The organism is Enterococcus sp. AZ191, from assembly GCF_051713845.1.
Taxonomy (GTDB): domain Bacteria; phylum Bacillota; class Bacilli; order Lactobacillales; family Enterococcaceae; genus Enterococcus_B; species Enterococcus_B durans.
Map to the genome: position 1 here is coordinate 124,558 of NZ_JBIOQS010000001.1, position 23,699 is coordinate 148,256.

The 23,699-nt window shown below is 37.5% G+C and carries 26 protein-coding genes and 2 pseudogenes; 9 read left to right on the forward strand and 19 right to left on the reverse strand.

Features of this window, described 5'->3' with window-relative positions:
• Positions 1-9: 9 nt before the first annotated feature.
• From mutS to IGI47_RS00660, 6 genes are all read right to left on the reverse strand, one after another.
• On the reverse strand, positions 10-2,628 hold the full coding sequence (mutS, locus tag IGI47_RS00635) for a DNA mismatch repair protein MutS (RefSeq protein WP_438783037.1): 2,619 nt from the start codon (positions 2,626-2,628) through the stop codon (positions 10-12).
• Entirely contained in the window at positions 2,612-2,986 is a 375-nt protein-coding gene (locus IGI47_RS00640; RefSeq protein ID WP_311930660.1) for a YlbF family regulator, read from the reverse strand. Before IGI47_RS00640 ends, mutS begins: the two co-directional genes overlap by 17 nt.
• Positions 2,987-3,000: 14 nt before the next feature.
• Positions 3,001-3,798, reverse strand: coding sequence for a TIGR00282 family metallophosphoesterase (locus tag IGI47_RS00645; protein ID WP_311930661.1), 798 nt, complete (start codon positions 3,796-3,798; stop codon positions 3,001-3,003).
• Positions 3,799-4,170: 372 nt separating this feature from the next.
• Entirely contained in the window at positions 4,171-4,944 is a 774-nt protein-coding gene (locus tag IGI47_RS00650; RefSeq protein ID WP_438783039.1) for an HAD family hydrolase, read from the reverse strand.
• A 19-nt stretch (positions 4,945-4,963) separates the two neighbouring features.
• Positions 4,964-5,599 carry a DNA alkylation repair protein gene (locus tag IGI47_RS00655; RefSeq protein ID WP_311930663.1) on the reverse strand — a complete coding sequence of 212 codons (636 nt, stop codon included), beginning with the start codon at positions 5,597-5,599 and terminating at the stop codon, positions 4,964-4,966.
• Positions 5,600-5,622: 23 nt separating this feature from the next.
• Entirely contained in the window at positions 5,623-6,420 is a 798-nt protein-coding gene (locus IGI47_RS00660; RefSeq protein WP_113845133.1) for a formate/nitrite transporter family protein, read from the reverse strand.
• Positions 6,421-6,742: 322 nt separating this feature from the next.
• Here IGI47_RS00660 and rpsD point away from each other — a divergent pair, with 322 nt between their 5' ends.
• The 4 genes and pseudogenes from rpsD to IGI47_RS00680 all read left to right on the forward strand — a co-directional run.
• Positions 6,743-7,354, forward strand: a complete 612-nt coding sequence (gene rpsD, locus IGI47_RS00665) for a 30S ribosomal protein S4 (RefSeq protein WP_005880660.1) — start codon at positions 6,743-6,745, stop codon at positions 7,352-7,354.
• A 436-nt stretch (positions 7,355-7,790) separates the two neighbouring features.
• Positions 7,791-8,348: a biotin transporter BioY gene (locus tag IGI47_RS00670; RefSeq protein WP_311930664.1), complete on the forward strand. Its 558-nt coding sequence runs from the start codon at positions 7,791-7,793 to the stop codon at positions 8,346-8,348.
• A gap of 682 nt (positions 8,349-9,030) precedes the next feature.
• The gene (locus tag IGI47_RS00675; protein WP_142421623.1) at positions 9,031-9,234 is read left to right on the forward strand and encodes a hypothetical protein; all 204 of its coding nucleotides are present in this window, start codon (positions 9,031-9,033) and stop codon (positions 9,232-9,234) included.
• Positions 9,235-9,295: 61 nt separating this feature from the next.
• Positions 9,296-9,460: pseudogene (locus tag IGI47_RS00680) on the forward strand (AAA family ATPase); the annotation flags it as partial.
• 213 nt (positions 9,461-9,673) lie between these two features.
• Here the strand turns inward: IGI47_RS00680 and IGI47_RS00685 are convergent.
• The 6 genes and pseudogenes from IGI47_RS00685 to IGI47_RS00710 form a co-directional block, all read right to left on the reverse strand.
• Positions 9,674-10,125, reverse strand: a pseudogene (locus tag IGI47_RS00685) (QueT transporter family protein).
• Positions 10,126-10,353: 228 nt separating this feature from the next.
• Positions 10,354-11,115: a 3-oxoacyl-ACP reductase gene (locus IGI47_RS00690; protein ID WP_311930665.1), complete on the reverse strand. Its 762-nt coding sequence runs from the start codon at positions 11,113-11,115 to the stop codon at positions 10,354-10,356.
• Positions 11,112-11,333 (reverse strand): DUF2829 domain-containing protein, encoded by a 222-nt coding sequence (locus IGI47_RS00695; RefSeq protein ID WP_005880667.1) that lies wholly within the window; start codon positions 11,331-11,333, stop codon positions 11,112-11,114. Before IGI47_RS00695 ends, IGI47_RS00690 begins: the two co-directional genes overlap by 4 nt.
• Before the next feature lie 5 nt (positions 11,334-11,338).
• Positions 11,339-12,859 carry a helix-turn-helix domain-containing protein gene (locus tag IGI47_RS00700; RefSeq protein WP_438783041.1) on the reverse strand — a complete coding sequence of 507 codons (1,521 nt, stop codon included), beginning with the start codon at positions 12,857-12,859 and terminating at the stop codon, positions 11,339-11,341.
• A 63-nt stretch (positions 12,860-12,922) separates the two neighbouring features.
• Complete coding sequence (locus IGI47_RS00705; RefSeq protein ID WP_413137712.1) at positions 12,923-13,624, reverse strand: LrgB family protein; 702 nt, start codon at positions 13,622-13,624, stop codon at positions 12,923-12,925.
• Entirely contained in the window at positions 13,617-14,027 is a 411-nt protein-coding gene (locus tag IGI47_RS00710; RefSeq protein WP_311930668.1) for a CidA/LrgA family protein, read from the reverse strand. The genes IGI47_RS00705 and IGI47_RS00710 overlap by 8 nt, the downstream gene beginning before the upstream one ends.
• A gap of 318 nt (positions 14,028-14,345) precedes the next feature.
• Between IGI47_RS00710 and IGI47_RS00715 the strand changes: the two genes are divergently transcribed.
• The 3 genes from IGI47_RS00715 (at position 14,346) to IGI47_RS00725 (ending at position 16,464) form a co-directional block, all read left to right on the forward strand.
• Positions 14,346-15,080: an MIP/aquaporin family protein gene (locus IGI47_RS00715; RefSeq protein WP_005880675.1), complete on the forward strand. Its 735-nt coding sequence runs from the start codon at positions 14,346-14,348 to the stop codon at positions 15,078-15,080.
• A 218-nt stretch (positions 15,081-15,298) separates the two neighbouring features.
• Positions 15,299-15,733 carry a hypothetical protein gene (locus tag IGI47_RS00720; protein ID WP_438783042.1) on the forward strand — a complete coding sequence of 145 codons (435 nt, stop codon included), beginning with the start codon at positions 15,299-15,301 and terminating at the stop codon, positions 15,731-15,733.
• A gap of 554 nt (positions 15,734-16,287) precedes the next feature.
• Positions 16,288-16,464 carry a hypothetical protein gene (locus IGI47_RS00725; protein ID WP_438783044.1) on the forward strand — a complete coding sequence of 59 codons (177 nt, stop codon included), beginning with the start codon at positions 16,288-16,290 and terminating at the stop codon, positions 16,462-16,464.
• 35 nt (positions 16,465-16,499) lie between these two features.
• Here IGI47_RS00725 and IGI47_RS00730 read toward each other — a convergent pair whose 3' ends face one another.
• Genes IGI47_RS00730 through IGI47_RS00740 form a run of 3 tightly spaced genes read right to left on the reverse strand, consistent with a single transcriptional unit; the run spans position 16,500 to position 18,410 of the window.
• Positions 16,500-17,399 (reverse strand): metallophosphoesterase, encoded by a 900-nt coding sequence (locus IGI47_RS00730; protein WP_438783045.1) that lies wholly within the window; start codon positions 17,397-17,399, stop codon positions 16,500-16,502.
• Between the two features lie 25 nt (positions 17,400-17,424).
• A complete protein-coding gene (locus IGI47_RS00735; protein ID WP_104660455.1) occupies positions 17,425-17,781 on the reverse strand; it encodes an iron-sulfur cluster biosynthesis family protein in 357 nt (118 codons plus the stop codon).
• A 47-nt stretch (positions 17,782-17,828) separates the two neighbouring features.
• On the reverse strand, positions 17,829-18,410 hold the full coding sequence (locus IGI47_RS00740) for a GNAT family N-acetyltransferase (protein ID WP_438783046.1): 582 nt from the start codon (positions 18,408-18,410) through the stop codon (positions 17,829-17,831).
• Between the two features lie 237 nt (positions 18,411-18,647).
• Between IGI47_RS00740 and IGI47_RS00745 the strand changes: the two genes are divergently transcribed.
• The gene (locus IGI47_RS00745) at positions 18,648-18,944 is read left to right on the forward strand and encodes a hypothetical protein (protein WP_081133737.1); all 297 of its coding nucleotides are present in this window, start codon (positions 18,648-18,650) and stop codon (positions 18,942-18,944) included.
• Between the two features lie 437 nt (positions 18,945-19,381).
• Here IGI47_RS00745 and IGI47_RS00750 read toward each other — a convergent pair whose 3' ends face one another.
• Genes IGI47_RS00750 through IGI47_RS00765 form a run of 4 tightly spaced genes read right to left on the reverse strand, consistent with a single transcriptional unit; the run spans position 19,382 to position 23,008 of the window.
• Positions 19,382-20,335 (reverse strand): siderophore ABC transporter substrate-binding protein, encoded by a 954-nt coding sequence (locus tag IGI47_RS00750; protein ID WP_438783048.1) that lies wholly within the window; start codon positions 20,333-20,335, stop codon positions 19,382-19,384.
• 21 nt (positions 20,336-20,356) lie between these two features.
• Positions 20,357-21,112, reverse strand: a complete 756-nt coding sequence (locus tag IGI47_RS00755) for an iron ABC transporter ATP-binding protein (RefSeq protein WP_311930674.1) — start codon at positions 21,110-21,112, stop codon at positions 20,357-20,359.
• Positions 21,109-22,065 carry an iron chelate uptake ABC transporter family permease subunit gene (locus IGI47_RS00760; RefSeq protein WP_311930675.1) on the reverse strand — a complete coding sequence of 319 codons (957 nt, stop codon included), beginning with the start codon at positions 22,063-22,065 and terminating at the stop codon, positions 21,109-21,111. The genes IGI47_RS00755 and IGI47_RS00760 overlap by 4 nt, the downstream gene beginning before the upstream one ends.
• The gene (locus tag IGI47_RS00765; protein WP_311930676.1) at positions 22,058-23,008 is read right to left on the reverse strand and encodes an ABC transporter permease; all 951 of its coding nucleotides are present in this window, start codon (positions 23,006-23,008) and stop codon (positions 22,058-22,060) included. The genes IGI47_RS00760 and IGI47_RS00765 overlap by 8 nt, the downstream gene beginning before the upstream one ends.
• A 147-nt stretch (positions 23,009-23,155) precedes the next feature.
• On the opposite strand from IGI47_RS00765, the gene IGI47_RS00770 reads away from it, so the two are divergent.
• Positions 23,156-23,602, forward strand: coding sequence for a YueI family protein (locus IGI47_RS00770; protein ID WP_311930677.1), 447 nt, complete (start codon positions 23,156-23,158; stop codon positions 23,600-23,602).
• The last annotated feature ends 97 nt before the right edge of the window (positions 23,603-23,699 follow it).

A 23,699-nucleotide genomic window follows, 5' to 3' on the forward strand; every position in this document is an offset into this window, starting at 1 on the left:
GCCTTCTTCCTATAGTTGTTTTTTTAGTTCGTATAATTGATTCAATGCATCCATCGGCGTCATTTCTAGAAGGTTCATTTGTTTTAAAGCCGTGATAACAGCTGTTTCTGATTCACTGAATTCACTGAACAATGAAAGTTGTTGTGTTTCTGCTGGCTCTTCATGTATCGTGTTAGCCTCTGGATATGAGATTTCTTTACTTGACGTCGCTTCAACCTCGACAGCAACTGAATGATGGATAGTATCGCCTGCTTCTAGCGTTTCTAAAATTTTGGCTGCCCGCTCTAATAATTTAGGAGGTAAGCCAGCAATTTTCGCTACGTGGATCCCATAACTTTTGTCTGCGGGTCCATCCATCATCTTGTGGAGGAAGACCACTTCCCCTTCTTTTTCCACCGCACCCACATGGACATTCTTCAACTGAGGTAATTCTTGGTCTAAAACAGTCAATTCATGGTAGTGTGTAGAGAACAATGTCTTTGCCTGTACGTTTTTGTGGATATACTCAATGATTGCTTGGGCTAATGCCATACCATCATACGTTGCCGTTCCTCGACCTAACTCGTCAAATAGAATCAAGCTATTCGGTGTAGCATGGAGCAATGCTTGGTTCGCTTCCATCATTTCAACCATGAATGTACTTTGGCCAGCAATAAGATCATCACTTGCCCCAATACGAGTAAAGATCCGATCGAATACTGGTAGGATGGCTTTTTTCGCGGGTACGAAACAACCCATTTGTGCCATTAGAACAGTCAATGCCAACTGCCGCATATACGTACTTTTACCTGACATATTTGGTCCCGTTATCAACAAGATCATTTCATCTTCTGCCATCTCCACACTATTCGGGATGTACTCTTGATGTCCTAAAACTTTTTCGACTACTGGATGGCGTCCTTCTTGAATCACTAGTTCATGACGGTTTGTAACCATTTCAGGGCGCACATATTGATAGCGTTCACTGATAGTAGCGAAGCTTTGCAAAACATCTGCTGTACTAATAGACTTGGCAAGTGTTTGTAATGGTTGGATGGCTTTTTTCACTTCTTCCCTTACTGCCAAAAACAACTGATATTCTAAATCTACTGATTTTTCTTCTGCTTCAAGAATCTGTGTTTCTAATTCTTTCAATTCAGGGGTTATGAAACGCTCTGCATTCGCTAGTGTTTGCTTTCTTTCATACTTTTCTAGTTCAGTGTTCGCAAGATTGGCTTTCGTGATTTCAATATAATACCCAAAAACGCGGTTGAAGCCAACTTTTAAGTTTTTGATCCCTGTATTTTTTCGTTCTCTTGCTTCTAACTCTGCTAACCATTGCTTACCGTTTTTCATTGCTGAACGATAGGCATCCAATTGTTCATTGAATCCATCTTTAATGACATTTCCTTCAGTGATCTGTAAAGGAGGTTCATCTTGGATCGCTTGATCGATCAGACTTACCAATTGATCCATCGGTTGCATTTTTTTTAATAGTTCTGTCCACTGTCCTTCATTGATGCCTTCAATCAACTGACGAAGTAACGGTACTTGTTCTAATGAAGTTTTCAATTGGATCAAGTCACGCCCGTTGACATTCCCGAAAGCCACTCTTCCTGCTAGGCGTTCTAAATCATAGACTTTCGTCAAGGCACTTTGAAGATCCAATCTTTCAAAATAACTATTTAAAAGTGAATCTACCATGTCCTGACGTGCGTTGATTTGCTTCAACTGGATCAAAGGACGATCCAGCCATTGTTTCAACAGACGACCACCCATAGCTGTTTTTGTCTCATCCAGCAACCATAAGAGTGTCCCATGTTTCTTGCCTGTCCGAATAGACTGACTTAGTTCCAAGTTGAATTTTGAATAGTAGTCCATCTTTAAATAATGATCGGGTTGATATTCTACCGCTTTTTGGATATGCGAGAGACTTCTTTTTTGTGTAACTGCTAAATAAGTCAATAATTTGCCAGTCACTTCTTTTTCAAGCGGATCATTCAATTCACTTGTCAAAAAACTAAATTCCGCATTTTCTTCACTTGTTTCTTGTTTTGAAAAAACTAAACCTAGACGATTCTTCAATTGTTCAGAAAGTGTTTCGCTGATTTCATTTCCCAGAACAAGTTCTTTGGTCTGCAAAGCAGAAGTTTCATTTAAAACAGCTTCCTCATCATGTAAATGGGCTGTTTTTAATTCTCCCGTACTCAAATCAACATAGGCAAAACCAAAATCAGTTCCATCATTCACTACAGCTGTCAAGAAATTATTGTCTTTAGCCGAAAGACCTTTACTGTCCATGACTGTTCCTGGAGTGACCAATTGGATTACTTCACGTTTGACCATTCCTTTAGTTGTCTTGGGATCTTCGACTTGTTCACAAACAGCTACTTTATAGCCTTTTTCGATCAGAATATCGATATACCCTTGGGCTGCATGGTGTGGCACGCCACACATCGGAATCGGATCATCGGCATTTCGGTTACGACTCGTTAGCGTCAATTCTAAAATTTGTGATGCTTTGATAGCATCTTCATAAAATAATTCATAAAAGTCACCTAAACGATAGAACAAAAAAGCATCTTGGTATTGAGCCTTGATGCTTAAATATTGTTCCATCATCGGAGTATTCTTAGTTTTTTGAGGCATGCTCTTCCTCCTCTATCCATTCATTGATTTCCTCTTGGATCATCTTCGTCAAATGTTGTAAAAGGTCGTTTGCTTCAACCAGTTGGTGGCGGTAAGCTAAGACAAGCGGATGCTGATCCATTGTTTCAGTCAGCTCATTCGCTCGTGCAATCGCTTCTTTTTCCGCTTCTTTCTTGCCATAATGTGCAAAGTTCACTGCTTCTTTTTGTGCTTTTTGGATTTCTTCTGTGAGTTGCGTTAGATAGTGATTCTGTTGTACTTTCATTTCTAGTTCTTTGTAACGGATGATTACTTCATTCAGACTTAATTGTTCCATAAGCTTGTCTGCTTCTTTTTGAATGTTCGCTTCTTTTGGCAATATTCGCTCACTCTCTATTCTAAAAATGGCCGATCTTCATTGATTTGGATCAATTCAATCGTTTTTGCTTTTCCAGTCACATCATCGATCTCTAACAAACAACCGCTCAAAAGCCCTCTGCCGTTCTCTACCACTTCAAAACGTTTAGGTAGGGCAGTTAGGAATTTCTCGATAACAGGTTCACGTCGCATACCTAAGATTCCATCATACGGACCAGTCATACCAACATCAGTCAGATAAGCAGTCCCCTGAGGCAAGATACGCGCATCATTTGTCTGCACATGGGTATGTGTTCCAACGACTGCAGAAACTTTTCCATCTAGGAACCAACCCATTGCTTGTTTTTCACTGGTTGTTTCCCCATGAAAATCAACAAAAATAATTGGCGTTCTTTTTCTTGCTTCTTCGATCAATTCGTTCATTTTACGGAAAGGGTCGTCTAGATCCACCATAAAAGAACGAGCTTGCATATTGATAACTGCTAATTCAAGATGGTTGACTTTGACAAATACTATCCCTTGTCCGGGTGTTCCTTCTGGGAAATTAGCTGGACGTACCATTTTTTTCGCTTGGTCAATAAACTCAAAAATATCTCTATTGTCCCATGTATGATTCCCCATAGTAACCACATCTACACCATCTTGTAAGAACTTCTTATAGATTTTTTCTGTGATCCCTCTTCCAGCAGCCGCGTTTTCCCCGTTGACAATCGTCACCTGTGGTCGAAATTTTTTCTTTAATCGAGGAAGATACTCTGTAATCATTTCTCGCCCCATTGAACCTACTACATCACCAATAAATAAAACCCGCACACTTTTTCCTCTTCTCTTTTAACGTCACTTTATATTATAGTTGTTTTATAGAAGAAAGAAAAGAGGCTGGGACAGAAGTGTTTTGCTCTGAGAGATCAAGCTGATTTTCTTCTTCCGTCACCGTTTATTCTTGTTTAAAACCTGAGTCAAAAGTATCTATATGGTACTCTTTCTTATTGTCGAAAAAGAATGTAGGACAAATCTAAAAATCAGTTTTGCCACAGACTCTCGAATAAACAGCATCCAAAAGCCAGTTTTTTCGGAAATTTCAAAAAAACGAGCAATACAAAAAACGTATTGCTCGTTTTTCTTTTCAATTTCTCAAAACTAAACGACTTTTGACTCGTCATTCGAATAATCAGTGGGAATAGACTAAATAAAAGTCAATTCTTTCAACGCTTTCCAAATACCATCTTGGTCATTTGTATCTGTGACTAATTTTGCTTCTGCTTGGACTTCCGGCGTAGCATTTCCCATTGCTACTCCGATCCCTGACATACGCAACATTTCTCGGTCATTTTGTCCGTCACCAAAACTAATGATATCTTCTTGCGCAATACCGACTTGATCAGCTAAATGTACGATCGTCGCTGCTTTTGAACCGTCATGAGGAACAACGTCTACACTATTTTCATGCCAACGTACAAAACGGATCTTATCATAATCAGCAAAACGGTCATCATAGGTTTTATCAAAAAAGGCTAAAGCTTGGTAAATCTCTTGTTCCTCGACAAAATACTGATCCAACTCAGGCAAAACGGCGCCAAATGAATGCATTGCCTCTTCCATTATTCCGACATGATTCGAAGAAGAGCGCTTGATATTATCAAGACTAACAAATGCCGTATCGATATTCTCACTATGTGCTTCTTCGACAAAGCGGTCTAACTGTTCACGATCCAAAAGGTTTTTATAGACTTGTTCATGATCTAAAAAACCTGCAGCTCCATTACATAAAATATAGTTGGTAAAATCTAAGTCACGGATCACTTCCTGTGCATGGAAACGACTACGTCCCGTAGCAATTGTCACTAAATGACCTGCTTTTCGTAATTTATCGAGCGCTTCTCTCGTGCTATCTAGTGCTTGTTTATTCGTGTCCAACAATGTTCCGTCAATATCAAATGCAAATAGTTTGCGTTTCATTTTTTGTCGTCTCTCTTTCTTATAAATACTTGCTTGCTTCTCTTGTTGCCAAAGGACTCAAGTCTTTTGCTAATTGTTCTCTTACCCAATCTGCGTCTGTTTTACTATAATCCCTTAAAGCCCACCCAATTGCTTTTTGGATAAAAAACTCATTGGTCATACGATCGGCTTCGATTGCTTTTGCAAGTAGCTGTGTCTCCGTTTTTTCTTTAAAACCTAATTGTAGCGTAATAGCGATACGCCGCAACCAAAAATCATCTTGTTGCGCAAAAACAACAAAAACTGATTCCAGTTGCTCTAGATGGTAAAGGCACCATGTACTGTAAACTTTCCGCCATAGATCAATACTGTCCCACCATTCTTTTCTTTCTACAAGCATTATCAATGCCCGCAACTCATCAAAAGTAAAACGTTGAACATTACGTTGGACTAAATCGATGGCTAAATACTGATACTCTCTTTCGATTTGACCATAATAATAGTCAGCCAAAGCAATAATTTCTGAAACAGATAGACATTTACTATCAAGCAACAATTTTTTTTGCAGATTTGCTCGTTCTGGTTTTGGCACGCCGGCAAATAAAAACTGATTACGCATATAGTCTTCCATCTGTTTAGCTTTCTCTTCATTTTTTGGAAAAACAAGCTTCTCCAATTTTCCTCCTCCTTTCGAAGGGGTCAATCCACATAAGCTGATTTAGACTGATTCAACCAAGCGTACCCTAGCCCCATGACTAGTCCGCCTCCTATATAATTTCCAAGCAAGGCAAACAATAAATTATGTACGATGTTGCCTAGCGTCATCGCATCCATTTGCCCTCCTGAAGCAAAGAAAGCCAATGTAAAAGCAGGAAAATTCGCAATCACGTGTTCATAACCTAAAAATGAGAAAATGAAAATAATGAACACAACCGTTAATACTTTACCTGCATCATCCTTCATACGCATACTGATCAAAACAGCTGTATTGACTAGGATATTTGCAAACATTGCTTCCACCAAAATCGTCATCGTTGGCTTTGTCAGTTTCGTTGCAACTGATTCTAACATATAATTGTCCAATGCCAAACTTTGAAATGGCGAAGTAGCAGAAACCAAAAATCCAAACAACAAGCCGCCGATCAGATTAAACAAAATACAAGTAAATAAAATTTTTAGTGCTTTCGATAGATTCAAACGCTTACGATAAGCGCCAACTGTCATATAAAGCATATTCGAAGTCCCTAACTCTGCATTCATGTACAAAATCATTACCAAACCCCAACTAAACATAAATGCATAAAGGATCTTCCCAAGTCCGTGAGCGATTGCTTCGCCTTTCATTGCGATTGCAAAAGCCACAGCTGTTCCTAATGTTAAAAATAAACAAGCAAATATGGCGCGTAGTGCATAACGTGCAAAACTATTGTCGAACAAGTCGACTTTCTTTTCGATCGAGGCATCGATCTTTTCAAACAACGGTGATACTGGGTTCATCTCTTTTCTCCTTTGATTTGTTCAATTATTTTCATGCTTTTGGCATATACCTCCTTATTTTATAGAGTGCGGAAGCGTTTGTAAAGCGTTTTTAGAAGCCTTTTCACTTGACATCACCAAGTGATTTCCTTTATACTGGAATTTGTGTAAAATAATGCAGCAGAAGAATAATAATACGTCCCTAGTTCGTTGCCCCGATTCGGGTTCAATTGTGTAACCGCGGCTGCAAAGGTGAAGATTGAAGAACGAACTACACGATTATGAATTTTTCATCGGATTATTTTACTCCAAAAACTACATTTATTTATTGGAGGAAATCTTAATGTCTCGTTATACAGGACCATCATGGAAAATTTCTCGTCGCCTAGGTATTTCATTATCAGGTACAGGAAAAGAATTAGCACGTCGCCCTTACGCTCCAGGTCAACATGGACCAAATAGCCGTGGCAAACAATCAGAATACGGTATGCAATTAACTGAAAAACAAAAACTACGTCATATGTACGGAATGAACGAACGTCAATTCCGTAACTTGTTCGTTAAAGCTAGCAAAATCAAAGAAGGTAAACACGGGGTTAACTTCATGATCTTACTAGAACAACGTTTAGACAATGTTGTTTATCGTTTAGGTCTTGCAACTACTCGTCGTCAAGCACGTCAATTAGTTAACCATGGCCACATCACTGTTGATGGCAAACGCGTTGATATCCCTTCATACCACGTTGAAGTGGGGCAAGTGATCTCAGTTCGTGAAAAATCACAAAATATCGTAACAGTTAAAGAAGCTGTTGAAGCAACTGTTGGACGCCCAGCATTTGTAAGCTTTGACGCTGAAAAATTGGAAGGTTCATTAACTCGTTTACCAGAACGTGACGAACTATATCCAGAAATCGACGAAGCACTTGTCGTTGAATACTACAACCAAAGCTTATAATTTCAAAAGTTTTGGTTTACGAGCCCACTACCACTTCGGTAGTTGGGCTTTTTTATTTAGAGGTTGTGAAAAGAGTGCTTTGGCTTGAACATTAGAGAAGAAAAATAGAAAATAGCTTCTCATATTTTTTACTTTTTTGAGCTAATGCCGAAAGTCAGCTCTTTGAACACCGTAGATAAGGTTGTGAAAAAATCCATTCTTATTTCAAGGAGTTGGCTTTTGAAGTACAATCCAAAAAGTTCGCTTAAAAAACTACTATTTTAGGAAGACGTTCTTTTTCTCCAGAGTATTAGGCTTGTTTTTTGTTTAAATAGTTCTGAATCCGTTTCATTGGTTAGGATCAACATATTTTCATTTTTCTATTTACAATTCTATGTATATCACGTATAATTTCGTTAACCTATAAAAAATATAAAGTTAACGAAAAGGAGAGCTTATGACAAAATCTTTGAAAGAACTTATACTTGCGGCTGAATTTGCAGCGATTATCGCTGTCCTCTCACAATTTACCATCCCCTTAGGTATCATTCCTTTAACAGGCCAAACGTTTGCGATCGGATTGACCGCCACCTTCCTTGGTAAACGAACAGGAACGGTAGCCGTCTTTATCTACTTATTGTTAGGATTGATTGGCTTACCTGTTTTTTCTGGCATGACTAGTGGGATTGGTGTCCTATTAGGCCTTACTGGTGGATATTTGATTGGGTTTATTTTTCAAAGCTTGCTGATTGGTTGGCTGATTGAAAAATGGGGTGAAAATTATCCGCAAGCTTTTATTGCAAATCTCTTAGGTTCTGTGATTGCTTTGATTTTTGGCACATTTTGGTTGAAAATCAGTGGTGGGTTATCGATCCAAACGGCATTTTTAAGTGGGTTCGTTCCCTTCCTACTCCCAGACCTGATCAAAGGAACTGCAGCGGCTTATCTAGGGATCTTATTGAGAAAAAGATTGCACCTGATTACTCGCTCGACTATTGCTTCACCTAAAAAATAACTATTCTTCCCATTACAATAAAAAAAATAAGCGGTGCACTACTGTTCGACACTTCTCCGAAAGTTAGTTGTTACTTTTCTTTTTAAATGGGAATACCTTTTATAAATAAATGACAATCCAGAAAAATTAAACGATTATGACATTAAAAATATATTTTATGAATTTTCTAATATATAACTTGATTTATCTGTTAAAATCTACCTAGAAAATGTTTTCTATATTTAGATTCCGAGGTAGTACATAATGAAAAACAAGTTTATTTTATCTTTAGGTCTTTTAACTATTGGCGTTAGTGTATTAGTGTAGCTGGATCTACAATCCCTACATTTGCTGATAGTGTAAATGAACCAACTACTATAGTAGATAATAACCAAGAATTAACTCCATTAGATAAGGATGGAATAGCCATTGGCAACCCAACTAACGATTTAACTGTTACTGAAAATTATTTAAAGTTTCTCCATTACTTTCACGAGCAGCTTCTAAAACGATACGAGTGACAGGAATGATAATTTTTGATAAAGTTGGTTGGCCCTCTAGACCTCCTCAATCACGAAATTGGAAAGAAAAAAGAAATGGTTATTGGTACTATGGGAAATTGTATTTACAAAGTTATAAATCAGCTGGAAATAATTGGATTTCGACTTACTCCGGAACGTTAACTAGAAAGTAGGTATTTTTTATGCCAGAATTTGTAAATGCACCAAATTTTTATCAAAATAGCGATATTCTAAGTAAAATTAATTTACCCAAAGAAGAATCATCCTTACAAGTTCAGCGAACTTTACAGGAGACACAAAAAATTCAAAAATCAATTTCTAATTTAGAAGATTCTGAAGAAAAAAGGAAAAAAAGAGACACAAAAACATATCAAAAAGAGAAGTAGTGATTATATAAAAAGAGTACCTGATCAACATCCTGCTTCCTAATTTTACGTATCCATAAAATTAGAGTATAAATGGACAGATTTAGTAATTGATATCAAGTTAGAAGATTTTTCCGATTATGAAGCAATTACAAGCATTATAAAAATTACAAAAGAAAATTTTCGATTAATTGATCGTATATTACGAATTAATCAAATAGATAAGACCACTAACAGCAAGAGATAGTTTAATCATAGTATAAAAAAAACATCTGATTGAAGCGACCCCAAAAAGTTAGACCAAAAGTCTAACTTTTTGGGGTCGCTACATTTTTGGTGGTTTTTGTCATTTAAAAAGAAAAGTGAAATTTATTTTTCGGAGAATCCACTCGTTGAGAAGATGTACCACTTATTTTATTTATTTCGTTCATGTACAAACCTATACTAATTTGTTCTTACTTTATTTAGTCAAATCGATTTTTTACTGATCCAGTAAATGATGACGCCACCCACAATCATAGAAGCCAATTCGCCTAAAGCAATGACTCCCCAATTAAAGAAAAAGGGTGCTTGATACAATAATTTTAACTGTCCTGCCACTGTAAACATGGAGAATGCAAAAATAAGCGCTGTAATCACCATTTTCAGTTTCATATTTTTTACTCGTTTCGTCACACTATAATTGAGTAATAGGATGATCAGTGTGCTGACACTGCCAACAACGACATCAATCAATCCAAGTGGCGAAGCCAAGTTAGCTAATGCTACCCCTAGTGTTACAGCATAAATATATTTTTTATTATAGAGGGACAGATAATTGAACATTTCTGATAGCCGTATTTGGATGGCACCAAAACTGATTACAGACAATACAAGAGTGACTGCTACATATAAACCTGTGACCAAAGCCATTCGCGCAATTTCTGCTGTCGTCCAACGGTTTTTTGAAGTTATTTCTTTATGATCCACTTGTTTTCTCCTTTGCAAGATAATATTCTTGGTAATAATTACGACCAAAGGATGGGAATTTTCTTCCAACTGAAGTGCCGTAATGTAAGTTTTTTCTGGCCATACTGCCTCTATCCACTTTAAGAATAAGTGATCGTATAACCGGCTCGTTTGACAATATCAACAAAAAAGCTATTTTAAGAGCCAACCACCATCGATCGGAACGATTACTCCTTGGATATAGCTGGCTTGAGGTGTTGCTAAAAACAACGTTAATTCAGCCACTTCTTCTGGTTTGGCCCAGCGTTTGACTGGCGTTTCATTTGCCACCCATTCTGCCATTTCACCGTCTCCTGCAAAATCAGCCGCATTCATTGGCGTTTGGATAGCTCCTGGTGCGATTCCTTTTACGCAAATACCTTGGGAAGCATAGTCGAACGCTAATTGTTTGGTAAAACCAATAATCGCGTGCTTGGCACTTGTGTAGGCAACACCACCTCCACCAGCCACGTAGCCAGCGATAGAAGCCATATTGATGATCGTTCCAGAGGTTCGTTGAAGCATCTCTGGAAGTAGCAACTGAGTCAAGCGATACATGCTTTTTACATTGACCGCAAATATCCGATCCCACAACTCTTCATCCGTTTCTAACAACGGGTGATAGGCATCAAGTATCCCAGCCGTATTCAATAAAATCTCTACTTCACCGAAGTGACGATGGCAGGTTTCTACCGCTTCTAAAAGTACTTCTTTTTTTGTGATATCTCCCAAGCAGTACATAAAAGATTCTGGATAACTCGTGGAAAGTTCTCCCATACCACCATTTTGCTGATCCAGTCCAAAAACTTGGGCGCCTTGCTCTAAAAAAGCTTTAGCTTGTGCATGTCCGATTCCCGAAGCTGCACCAGTCACAAAAACAACTTTTTCAACTAGATCTGTATAGTGGTTTTTCATTTTACAATGACCCAGTCATCTGCCAAGATATCGCAAACAGTTGGAGCAAAACTAGAAAATCCTTCGTCGCTAGTTTTGATCAAAAAATAAGGAGTAACGGGACAACCGTCAAATTCATCTCCTGATACAAGAACGACGTAAAGCTCAAAACCACTCCAGCCTTCACGAATCACTTTTGCTCCTTTTTTTACTTCTGGTAATATTTCTTCAAATGTCATTTTCTTCATCTCCTACGATTATTTTTTTCTTGGATCAGTCTTATCTTTTCAAAAAGTTCAATATAGTCTTTCAATTGTAACTCGCCTGTTACGATAAAATATTCTAGATCTGCCCATGGCTTACGGTGAACTTTACTCGTTGAAAGCAACAAATCGACATCTCTTCCACGATAGTCTGTAGGTAAAAAAAGCAACTGATAGTCATTGCGGAAAAAATTACGTAGCCCCTCTTCGATCAGTTGTTCTTCAAATAACGGAAAATCTGTCATTAGCAAAATCGTTATCTGAGGCAACTGTTGAGTGAATGCGCCCATTGTTTTTAAAACCGTCAGATATCTCCCCATCAAAAAGGAAATATTTTGAAAAGCCGGGTGTCGGACTTCTCTACGTTCTACTTCAAAGAATAAATCGAGCCAATGTTTTAATTCCTTGTTTTCAATCACTAGATGATTCATGAAATCACTGTCGTTGCCATCAATCGTTTCTTTTGCTTCCGGAAAAAGATACGCAAATAAATGGCTACTGAATAAATAATTTTCTGCTTCTTTAGATAAAGTTTCTGTTTGAAGTCCTTGTTCTGTTTGGTAGAATTCTAATGCTTCTTTCGCTTCATAAAGTGCGGTATAAGGCGGGGTCTGATATTTTTGGTGGAACGTAAAAATACTGGTACGGATTTCTTCATCCGTATAGTATTCTTCTCTTGTCATCAACACTAAAAAAAGCGCGCCTACCTCATCCTCGTTTTGAAAATAGTTTGGAAATACCGGCTGCATCCACTGACAAAATTGTTTAAATAATGGATTATCTGTAATCAACCGCCGTTTGCGCTTGTTTAAGTTCACATAGTGTTTCTGAGACTTACGCAAAAAGAAAGCTCCCAACATATATTCCAACCTTCGTTTTTTGATTTCATTCAACCGTACATTAAAAAAAGCCATGATTTGTTCTGCGATTTTTTTCACATCTGTTTGGGAAATCGTCGCAAACGGCCAGATTTTTCCACGGAACAACTGCCAAAAAGTCATATGTAAATAGAGCCGAATGATTTCTTCTTCTCCCTGGGCCACATAGTCCCCACGTTGCAAAGAGATACCATAGGCTTTTAATTGTTGTTTCCATTCATTGATTTTTCGGTGGGCAGTTGATTCACTGATGTAATGCTTTTGTGCAAACTGATACATCGTGTGGAAATCTTCAAAAAAAATATCATGCAATAATTGATATTTCAACGTATTTTGCACAAGATAGATGAGAAAACGCTCGTGCTCGATCGAATCTAAGGAATCATGAAAATTATAACCAGCACGGTGGGACTTTACAAATAGAGGTTGTGCTTTCCCACTAAAGTGCTGATAATTTTTAGATAGTTCACTTAAATATTTCGAGACACTGCGTGCATCTAATTGAACTGTTTGCGCAAGTTGCACAGCTGTATGCCATCCATGATCTTCAAAGCTTTCCAGCAGAAGGATTTTATAGTAGAGATCTTTGTCGAATCTCTTTAAATATTCAGATGACAAATACAACTTCACTCACTCCTTTATGCTAGAACGTTGGTTTCATTGTAGCATAAAACAACTACTTCGACATTAAAACAAGCCAGCAAATGGTTGGAACAATAAAGGTAAGATGAAAACTGTTAGAATACCATTGACACAGATTGCTAAACCAGAAACGATCCCTTCTATTTTGCCCAGTTCAATTGCTTTAGCTGTCCCGATTGCATGGGAAGTACTCCCTAAAGCAACTCCACGAGCGACAGGACTCTTGATATTGAATATTCGAAAAATATGTGTGGCAATCAATGAACCAAAAATACCTGTTGAAACAACGATGGCAAGTGTGACTGCATTTACCCCGCCCATACTATGAGAAAGATCTACTGATATTGCTGTAGTTACTGATTTTGGCAATAATGAAATAACCATATCTTTCTTTAATGAAAAGAAATAGCCGATACCTACGCTGACCAAACAATTGGCAACTATCCCGGCTATAATGGCTGCCAGGACTGAAAAAACATTTTCCTTCAATAAATGAAAGTTCTTGTACAACGGAATGGCTAATGCTACTGTCGCTGGTGTGATCAGCATCGTCAAAAAGCTGCCACCGATATTGTAGTCTTGATAATCGATACCAGAAAAATGTAAAAATAAAATGATTACGAGGATCGATAAAACTAATGGATTGATGATTGGTAATTTATATTTGCGTAAAAATTTATCGGATAGAACATACACACCTAAAGTGACACTTAAACCAAACAAAGGATTACGGAAAAATTCAGTCAATTTGTTGTTCCTCCATCTCTACTTCTGGATCATTTGCTTTTCGTTTCTTCGTGACATATCGGACGATTGCTTCAATACCTTCTACAGTTTTTCCTGCTACGACCATTGTCACTACGGAACAAACGACAACAGCACCAAGCAAAATAGGCCAGATCGTTGCAATATCGTCAAAATAATCAAGTAAGCCCACTCCAGCAGGTACAAAAAGGATCGTTAAGTTATTCAACAAAAAATCCCCTGTTGCTCCTAGTCTTTCAGGATTTACCAAGTGCATCTCAAATGCCAAAAACAGGAATAAAATGCCAAGGATACTTCCGGGAATAGGCAGATGCGCAAAAACTCGTGTCGCTTCGCCTAATACAGAAAAAAATGTAATGATAAAAAACTCTTGAAAAAATTTCATATATGAAACACTCCTTATGTCTTGTTTTCATTTTACTAACAAACTTTTTCTGAAAGTTTCAAAACATGCTGTTTCTAAGCAACAACATTTGAAAAAAATACTTGTTTTTTTTTGATATATTTATAATTAAGGTTGGTGTTTTGCGAGAAAGTTTCGAGCGTTGATTTTTGGAAGTTGGTCTGATTTCTTTCATACATAGAAATCGCATTTTTAATCTGCACTTATTGCGACCACGGAAGAAAAGGACAGACGAAACACTGCACCTATTGTGTTGATGTTTCTTTTTTTTTGCATTTTTATAATATTTTGGAGGTATATATGGATTACTCACTTATGACGCGTCTAGCGGCGGAAATGATTGGTACAGCCTTATTGATCGTTCTAGGAAACGGTGCTGTAGCTAACGTAGATTTAAAAGGAACGAAGGGTTACGGAAGTGACTGGATGTTGATAGCTGTAGGTTATGGCTGTGGGGTTATGATCCCAGCAATGATCTTTGGCGGAATCAGCGGAAACCACATCAACCCAGCATTCACAATCGCTCTTGCATCAAACGGCTTATTCCCATGGTCAGAAGTTTTACCTTATATTGCAGCTCAATTAGTCGGTGCCGTAATTGGTCAATTGATCGTTGTAGCTTGCTACAAACCATACTATGACCAAACAGATGATGTAAACCATGTTTTAGGTACATTCTCTACCATCAATAGTGTTGGTTCTAAATTCAATGGTTTCGTCAATGAATTCTTTGGTTCATTCGTTTTATTCTTTGGTGCCCTAGGTATCACTAAAGCACCATTCTTCCAAGATAACCTTGGTACAGCTCATTTAGCACTTGGTTTCTTAGTTTGGACATTAGTCGCTTCTCTTGGAGGTCCTACTGGTCCTGGATTGAACCCAGCGCGTGACTTTGCTCCACGTCTGGTACATGCTTTATTACCACTTAAACACAAAGGCTCATCACAATGGGGTTACGCTTGGGTGCCAGTTGTTGCACCGATTTGTGCCGGTATTGTTGCAGTCTTCTTATACAAATTCATCTTTATGGCTTAATCAAAGTCAAGCAGAAAACTGGATGCGAAAATTCGCACCCAGTTTTCTTTTTTTTGGAAAAATATATTCTGTTTACTCTTTTGAATATGGAATAATACAGTAAAAAGCAAGAAAAAAAGAAGCAACTGAAATCAAGGTTCCGATTCACCCCAAAAGAAAAGCGCAGTCACTTATTTCAACTATCATCTATCACTAAAACTTAACGAAGGAGCGTTATCATGGCAATAACTGACTATACTGAAAGCGAACGAAAAGCTGAACTTTTAGCTTTACTTCTTGCATTGAAAGAAAATGGTTCGTATCATTCGACAGGTTCGGATGCCAAGATACTTTATACGTTACTATTTACGACATATCAGAAAATGATTGCACAAGATCAACAAAATTTTTTTATACCCAAGCAACAGCAATCTGCTATTGCCACCTCTTTACAAAATACCATTGATTTTTATCACGCTACTAAACAAGGCGAGATCAAACAATTACTGGAAAATCTAAAGCCTGATGATCGTACCTCCTTCATGATCCTCCCCATCCAATTTTTGACGGAAGGAGAACAGAAACACGCGGCTGGATTACTTATACATAGATACAATATTAGACAAAGCACGTTTTTTTCAACAACGGACTGGCAGCTATCTCACGATCCCTGAGAAAAATATAGAAAAGCTCAGTGAACTACTTTTAGATAGTAAAAACTCTGATGAGATTTACAAAAATAGCTCTACTGTTAGCTATGACAGATGGTCGAATTATGGGATTTTAAAAGCCTTTACTACTCTTTCAAATGAGCCTCAAGCAAAAGACTTAAAAATAAAACTAAGTAGACAAATCGAAGGAAATTGTATTATAGCCGGTGTCGATGCAGCTTTCAAAACAGCTTTGTACCATTGTCATACGGATATTTTCCAAACTATCGATACGCGTAAAAAAAAGCTTACACCAAAATACAATGTAAAAGAGAATGCTACATTTCAGATGCGTCGACATTTCCTCCACGCCTTAAAGGGCAATGATCACAACGAAAATAAAAAATTAGATCGTATTTTTTCTTATTATGAAGAAAGGAAAAAAATGAAAAATAAACTCTTAAAGCTTAACAAAACATGGAAAAATTCAAGAAATCCACTTCTTAAGCTGATCTATCATCTGAAAAAAAAACAGTATCCAAAAAAAACAGTACACCATTCATCATGGATTTAACAATATGATGAAACGCGATTTCTCTATTGTCCCTTTAAATGGCCTTCCAAAAGCAAGAGTTCAAAATCTTATAAAAGAAGACTATCAAAAAACGTCAATCGCAGAACTATACGCAAAAGTATCGCCATCAAAATTAACTTATATCCAAAAATCTAAAAAAAAAGATTCTCTTTCTCGTTGACTTCAACTGAAAAATGACTGTTATTTTGTATGGGATCAATACAAAATAACAGTCATTGCTTTTTCAAATTCTTCATGTAAATGTTTCGTACGATACACGCTGAACTCCGAATCATGAGCACGCAATAACGTTCGCAATTTCATTGGATTGTAGCTGTCAACCAAACGATTCATCAAAACGAAGTCTCTAGTCAGTTGCCATTCATAATAATACCCAAATGGCCGGCAACTATATGTTGCGCCACCAATGACTTTGTCGGCAAACCTGCGATGTGTATGTCCAAAGACCACATGTGTGATATTGTCATACTGATCCAGTAAATCACCCAATGACTCTGACCCTAAAAAAGCATTTAGATTATTCCAACGTTCATAGGGAGCTGACTGATACACTATAAAGTCTTTTTTAGGAACAAAATGCGTAGAAAAAATCACCTTTAACTGTTTGGCAGAAAGGATATCCAACAGATTTTTGGTTTCTTGAAGCAAGCGATCATTCACTTCAAGATCTGTCCCTTCTCGCTGAATAAACCGATCATACCAGTAAAGATTCTTCATTCGAACGATGGCATCCAACTCTTTCAATTCAGAAAAACGATAATCATACCAACCGTTCATTCCTACTAAAACTAGTTTCTCATTAAGAGGAATATAGCGTTCATTCAGAAAATGCGCATCTGGAAAATGATTCTTCATTTCCTCGCCATTGACATCAGCTAATTCATGGTTGCCAAAATGAAAGGTCGTCAGCAATCCTTTTTTTGCAAAATATTCCACAACAGCTAAACAACGATCTACTTTGTTCGCTACATCACCTGCCAAATGAAGGCGCGTGATTTCTTTTTCTTTTAATACTTGCCATAGGATCAGCAATTCATTTTCGCTAAACTTGTTGATGTCAACATGCAAATCACTGATGATCGCTAACTTTCCCATTTTACGACTACCTTCTGTTCTCTTCTTAGTCTCTATGAAGCATTTGTAAATTCCCTTTTAATAAACCACTTGGACCCTTTAATTGAAGACTATTATACGTTGGTTCCACTGCAATTGTTGTAGGGTCATCCATATACATCAAAGCACTTTTTTTCATTCGGATCGGACCAACTGTGGTTTCCGCTGTCTCTGAATATAAACTCAAATCTTTGTCCGTATCCTTTTTGACGATCAATAAACGAAAGGACGTATCGATTTGGCAAGTTACCCGAGTATCTGCGAATGGACCGTCACCATCTTCAATATCTAATAATAATTGTTCCTCTGCATTGACTTGAGATTGGATCTTTTCTTTTGCTTCCTCTGTTAACAATAGTTCCATTATCATCACCTCAAGTATAGCTTACTGATTTTATATTTTAGATGCAACTAACTTGTTTTTTTGTGCTGTTGCTCCTGCCATTCTTTTTTTGTGATGCCACGTAAAACGGTTGAAGCGATTTTTCCTTTCCAATGTCTCGCATCAGGAATGGTTCCTTCCTTCTTCATACCGATTTTTTCCATGACCCGTCCAGATTTAGGATTCTCTACGTCATGTTGTGCAAAGATCCGCACAAGCGCTAATTCTTCAAAACCAAGTGTCAATAATGCTCTGGCAGCTTCCGGCATATATCCGTTTCCCCAATACGCCTTATTTGATGCATAACCAAGTTCTGCATTATCCTGTATTTCATTAACCCTTAAATCGATAGTACCAATCATTTTATGATTGCTTTTCAACTCAATACCATATTTACCTAGAGGAGCTGCCATGAAAACATTAGCGATTCCCTGTTTCGCATCAGCTATCGTCTGGTACGTAGGAAATACATAATACGTTGTTTCTTCATCTTTTCCATACTCGTACATATCCTCTGTGTCCTTTAGAGTAACTGGGCGCAAGATCAAACGCTCTGTTTCGATTCTTTGGTGCTGGGCAAAAATTAAATTTTGATCAATCAATAATTCCATTGGCTTTCCCACCCCTACGTATATATTTCTAACTACTTTATCGAAAATATGCGACAGAATCAAGGATTTCACGAATTTTCATTGATATTTTCTTAATTGAACCTTAAACACCGTCAAAAAAAATTGAAAATAAAAAAGCTTTAAACATTACTTGAAAAAGAATAACCTTTTATTCACGGTTTGTTAATATTTTTTCAGTATTGTTATCTTATTCAATTAAAACCTGGAGGAATCATTATGACTGAATACGCAAAAACGATCTACTTTATCGAAGAAACACAAAACATCGAAGGTTCCTACATTGAAGTGAAAACTTTGTTTGTCAATGATGATAAGCAAAAAGCAATTTCAATTTTTGAAAAATTAGCGCAAAAAAAATCAAGCTCATTTGGTTTGATTCTGAGTGAATACAAGATCAAAGCAGAAGAAAGCTATTTTTATCAGTTATTAAAACATTGGACAAAGCTTCCTGCTGACTTCTATCGAAGAATGAATATTTTGAATTATCGAGCACTAGCAGAGACAAAAATCTGACTCCTTCAAGATCCAACTAAACTACCGTATCGATCCATTGGTTCTCCATGCTTATTGATCCAGACAATCTAAGAAACCGATCCAAATATAAAAAATGAATGTGTGACAAATCTAAAAATCAGTTTTGCTATAGACTATAATTCCGAATAAACGGCGGGAGCAGAAGCAACTCCTTCGGAAATAAGCCGAAATTCACAAAAATTTGAAAAGCAATTTTCGTTCATTTCTTCTTATTTCTCGGAGTTAAACACTTCTGTCCCAGCCTCTCTCAAATAAACGGCGTCCAAAAGTCAGATTTTCGGAAATTTCAAAAAAAAAAAAAAAAACGAGCAATACAAAAAACGTATTGTTCGTTTTTTTCTCCAATTTCTCAAGCCTAAATGACTTTTGTCTCGACCTCATTTTCGTGCCGTTTTCCGTTTTGTTCTAGTCTTCCTTTAGTTGAATGCTTGATTGACGTCTTCTATCATCAACTTCATTGACTCTAAACCACCGCCACTTAAATACCATACATCTGGTTGTAAAGAAATGACTTGATCATTTTTTCCAGCATCTGTCTGCGCAACTAATTCATTTGCCGACACGTTATCTTTACTGTCATCTCCGCCAATTGCTTTCGTGCGATCGACAACAAAAAGGATCCCTGGATTTTTTTCTAAGATATACTCATAGGAAACACTCTGTCCATGCGTAGAAGCTTCAATTTGATCATCCGCTTGTTTGAATCCAAATACATCATGGACAAGGCCAAAACGTGAACCTGAACCATAAGCTGAAAGCTGCCCTTCGTTCACTAGCGTAATTAAAGCTGTTTGTTCAAGCTTGCTTGCTTTTTCTTTTGTTTCCTCAATTTCTTTCGTTAATGTAGCTAGTTCTTCTTTTGCTTTGTCTTCTTTACCAAAAATCTCAGCTAACGCATTTACATTCTGCTGTACAGATTCCCACGGTTCCTTTGTATCGACCGCTAAATAAAGGGTTGGCGCAATCTTAGCTAGTTCTTCTTTGTAATCACTTTGTCTACCAGAAATAATGATCAAATCAGGTTGTAACTGATTGATTTTTTCTAAATCAGGCTCTTTGATCCCACCAGCCGATTCTACATCTTTATACTTATCTAAATAACTAGGTAAGCTCCTAGTTGCTGCTCCGATCACTCTATCCCCAACGCCCAATGCATCTAATGTATCTAAAGACCCGTTATCAAAAACAACGACTTTTTGTGGATTTTTTTGTACTTCCACACGATCTCCATTGCTGTCTTTAATAGATACGGTCGTTTGTTCGGTTGTATTACTTGTTTGGGTAGACAACGTACTACTGTTTCCAGTATTCCCACATGCCTCCAATCCAAATGTTGCCATCAATAAAACACTAAGTACTAATCTTTTCATCTCTTTTCTCCTTTAATTTTTTTAGAAATAAAGACAGAATCTGCGTCCTTCAATTTCGCAAATTCGGATGTCCATTTCATACAACTCATCTAAAACTTCTTTTTTGATAATTTCGTTCGTTGTGCCTTGAACAAATAACTCTCCATCTTTCATGGCAATGATTTCATCTGCATAACTCGCTGCAAAATTGATATCATGGAGAACGATGATGATCGTTTTTCCTAATTCGTTCACTAATTTTTTTAAAATCTGCATGATTTGTACAGCAAAATTCATATCCAGATTATTCAACGGTTCATCCAACAAAATGTAATCTGTATCTTGGGCAAGTACCATCGCAATGTAAGCCCGCTGTAACTGACCACCAGAAAGTGTATCGATCGTTTGATCCGCTAATGCGTCTAAACCTAGATGTTCCATCGATTCCTTGACGATTTGTTGATCGTGTGTAGTTAGTTTCCCTTTTGTATAAGGAAAACGACCAAATTCAACTAATTCTTTGACGGTGATCTGTATACTGATCGTATTGGTTTGTCGTAAAATGGATAGCTTTTTAGCTAGTTCCTTTGAGCGCCAAACCTTCACCTCGTTGTGATCCAAATAAATTTCGCCCGTATCCTTGGCAATCAGCCGACTGATCATTGACAGAACTGTCGATTTTCCTGCTCCATTCGGTCCAATAAATGCGGTCAATTGCTGTTCCTTGATAGTCAGATTGACTCCTTTCACCACCGCTTTTTCATGATAGTTCTTACTAACTTCTTTTAAGTCGATCATGTGATCGTCTTCCTTTCACGAATCAATTTTGTAATAAAATAAACACCACCTAAAAATTCCACCACAATACTAACAGTCGTGTTCCAACCAAAAAGCTGTTCTACGAGCAATTGCCCACCCACTAAAAAGAGGACGGAAATCAAAAAACTCCCTAGAAATAATTCTCCATGTCGATAAGTAGCAAAGAAACGATAACTGATATTCGCTACAATAAACCCTAGAAAAGTGATCGGTCCCACCAATGCAGTAGCAGTACCCGTCAGAAGACTGACACAGCATAATACCAAAAACTGGAAATGATCTGTATCAATCCCTAAATTGATTGCTTGTTCTTTTCCAAGATGGAACACATCAAGATAGTGTCTTTTATAAAATAAGAAGAGCCAAGACAAACTAATGATGATCGTAGCAGGCAGTAAATACTGATTTGGAATATTCCCAAAACTAGCAAAGAGCTTTCCTTGTAAAAGATCATATTCATTTGGATCCATGACAACTTGTAAAAAGGTGCTGATACTGCTAAACAAGGTACCTAAGATCAACCCAGTCATTAAAAGAAGAAAGACATTCGTCTGACCTTTCTTCAATAAAAAGAAGAATAAGAGCTGACTCAACCCCACCATCAATCCAATATTCAGTAAAAACATCCCTGTTCCTACCTGTTGTAACATCGTCACTCCACCAAAGAAAAAGAAGAGAGTTGTTTGGACCAATACATACAATGAATCCAATCCTAAAACAGATGGGGTCAAAAATTGATTTTGTGTGATCGTTTGAAAACTGATCGTTGCACCGCTTGTAGCGAGAGAAACCAAAAGAAATGCAAAAATTTTTTTACTGCGAAGTGCCCAGGCGAATTGCCAATTCCCATAGGTATTGATCATCAAATAGCTGGCGATCACTCCTAGAGTAAGGATAACCAAAAGGGTAAATCGTATCCTTTTTCTATGCATTCTTTTTCCTCCTAACCAGCAAATAAAGGAAAATAATACCGCCAATGATCCCCACCACCACGCTGACCGGCACTTCATAGGGATAAATAACGACTCGAGCGATGATGTCACAAGCAAGTAAGAAGACACTCCCCAACAGCGCGGTGAATCCCAACGTTTTATGTACCTGATCCCCATATAGCTTAGCAGTGATATTGGGAATGATCACACCAAGAAATGGAATCGTTCCAACCATGATCAATACGATTGCACTCGCAAAAGAAACAAGTCCTATTCCTAATAATTGCATTTTTTTATAATTGATCCCTAGGTTGACTGCAAAAGATTCACCTAAGCCAACAATGGTAAAGCGGTACGCAAAGATGTAAATAACCACCAACAAAGGAACCGTTACATACAATAATTCATACTCACCACGTATGATCGTCGCAAAATTTCCTTGTAGCCATGAAGACATGTTTTGTACCAATTGAAATTGGTAAGCAAAAAAAGACGCTACGGAACCAATGATATTCCCCAACATTACTCCAACTAACGGAAGCATAAGCTGATTTTTTTGCGGAAACAACCGTGCAAAAGATAAAAATAAAAGTGTTCCTGCAAAAGCAAAGAAAAAAGCTGTCAGAGAACGTAAAAGTAAAGGTGCCTGAGGTAAAAATAACATAACGACTAAAATTCCCAACCTTGCACTATCCATCGTTCCCGCAGTCGTTGGTGAAACAAATTTATTTTGAGTCAAGTGCTGCATGATCAGTCCACAAATACTACTTGTCGCTCCAACTAAGATCAAACAAATCGTTCGAGGGAAGCGAGTCACTAAAAAAAGTTGGGTACTTTGTCCCCTTAAGTGAATCAGGTCAGAAAACTGTACATTTGATACACCGATAAATAAGGAACAGCAGCCTAGTCCAATCAAGGCAGCAATTAACCAAAAGTACCGCATAAAATCCTCCTCGCTTCTAATTGATAATGATTCTCATTCTTATTCTAAGTGAACGTTTGAACAAAAGCAACCGCTTTTTTCTTTTTTAAGTATTTTCATCTTCTATGTTATAATTCTATTAGAGGAACTGAGAAGGAGGATAATCCGATGTCAAAAGACGATGTACAAAGCCATTTAGACAAAGGAATGTATGGTACCCCATTAGTAAATCCCGAGGAACAACACAAATATTTAGGTACTTTTCGTGAACGTTGTTATTTGAGTATGACGATCGCTGAGATGAAAGATCCGACAAACAAGGAGAAATTCATTGAAGAAATGGAAAAGCAGCCTGATGCGACGATTCTCTTGAATGGTGAAACCCCAATTGCGATCCAAAATCAATACATCCAGCTTGCAACGAAGAAAAATATCCGTTTTACAGTCGTCAATGACTTTGTCTCCGACGCTCCAGACAGCATTGGGTTACTCTTAGCTGCGAAACAAGCAGTGAATGAACCAGTCATTGACGTAGAAGAAAAATATCCCAAAGAAGAACAAGTAGAACCCGAAGAAAAAAACAAAAAGAAAAGTTTATGGGATCGCTTGTTTTAATTCAAATAAGTATTTTCCCAACTGAAACGACCGCCCAAAGTCAGGAATTCTAACTTTGGGCGGTCGTTTTATAGATATTCATAAAGCTGTTCCTCTG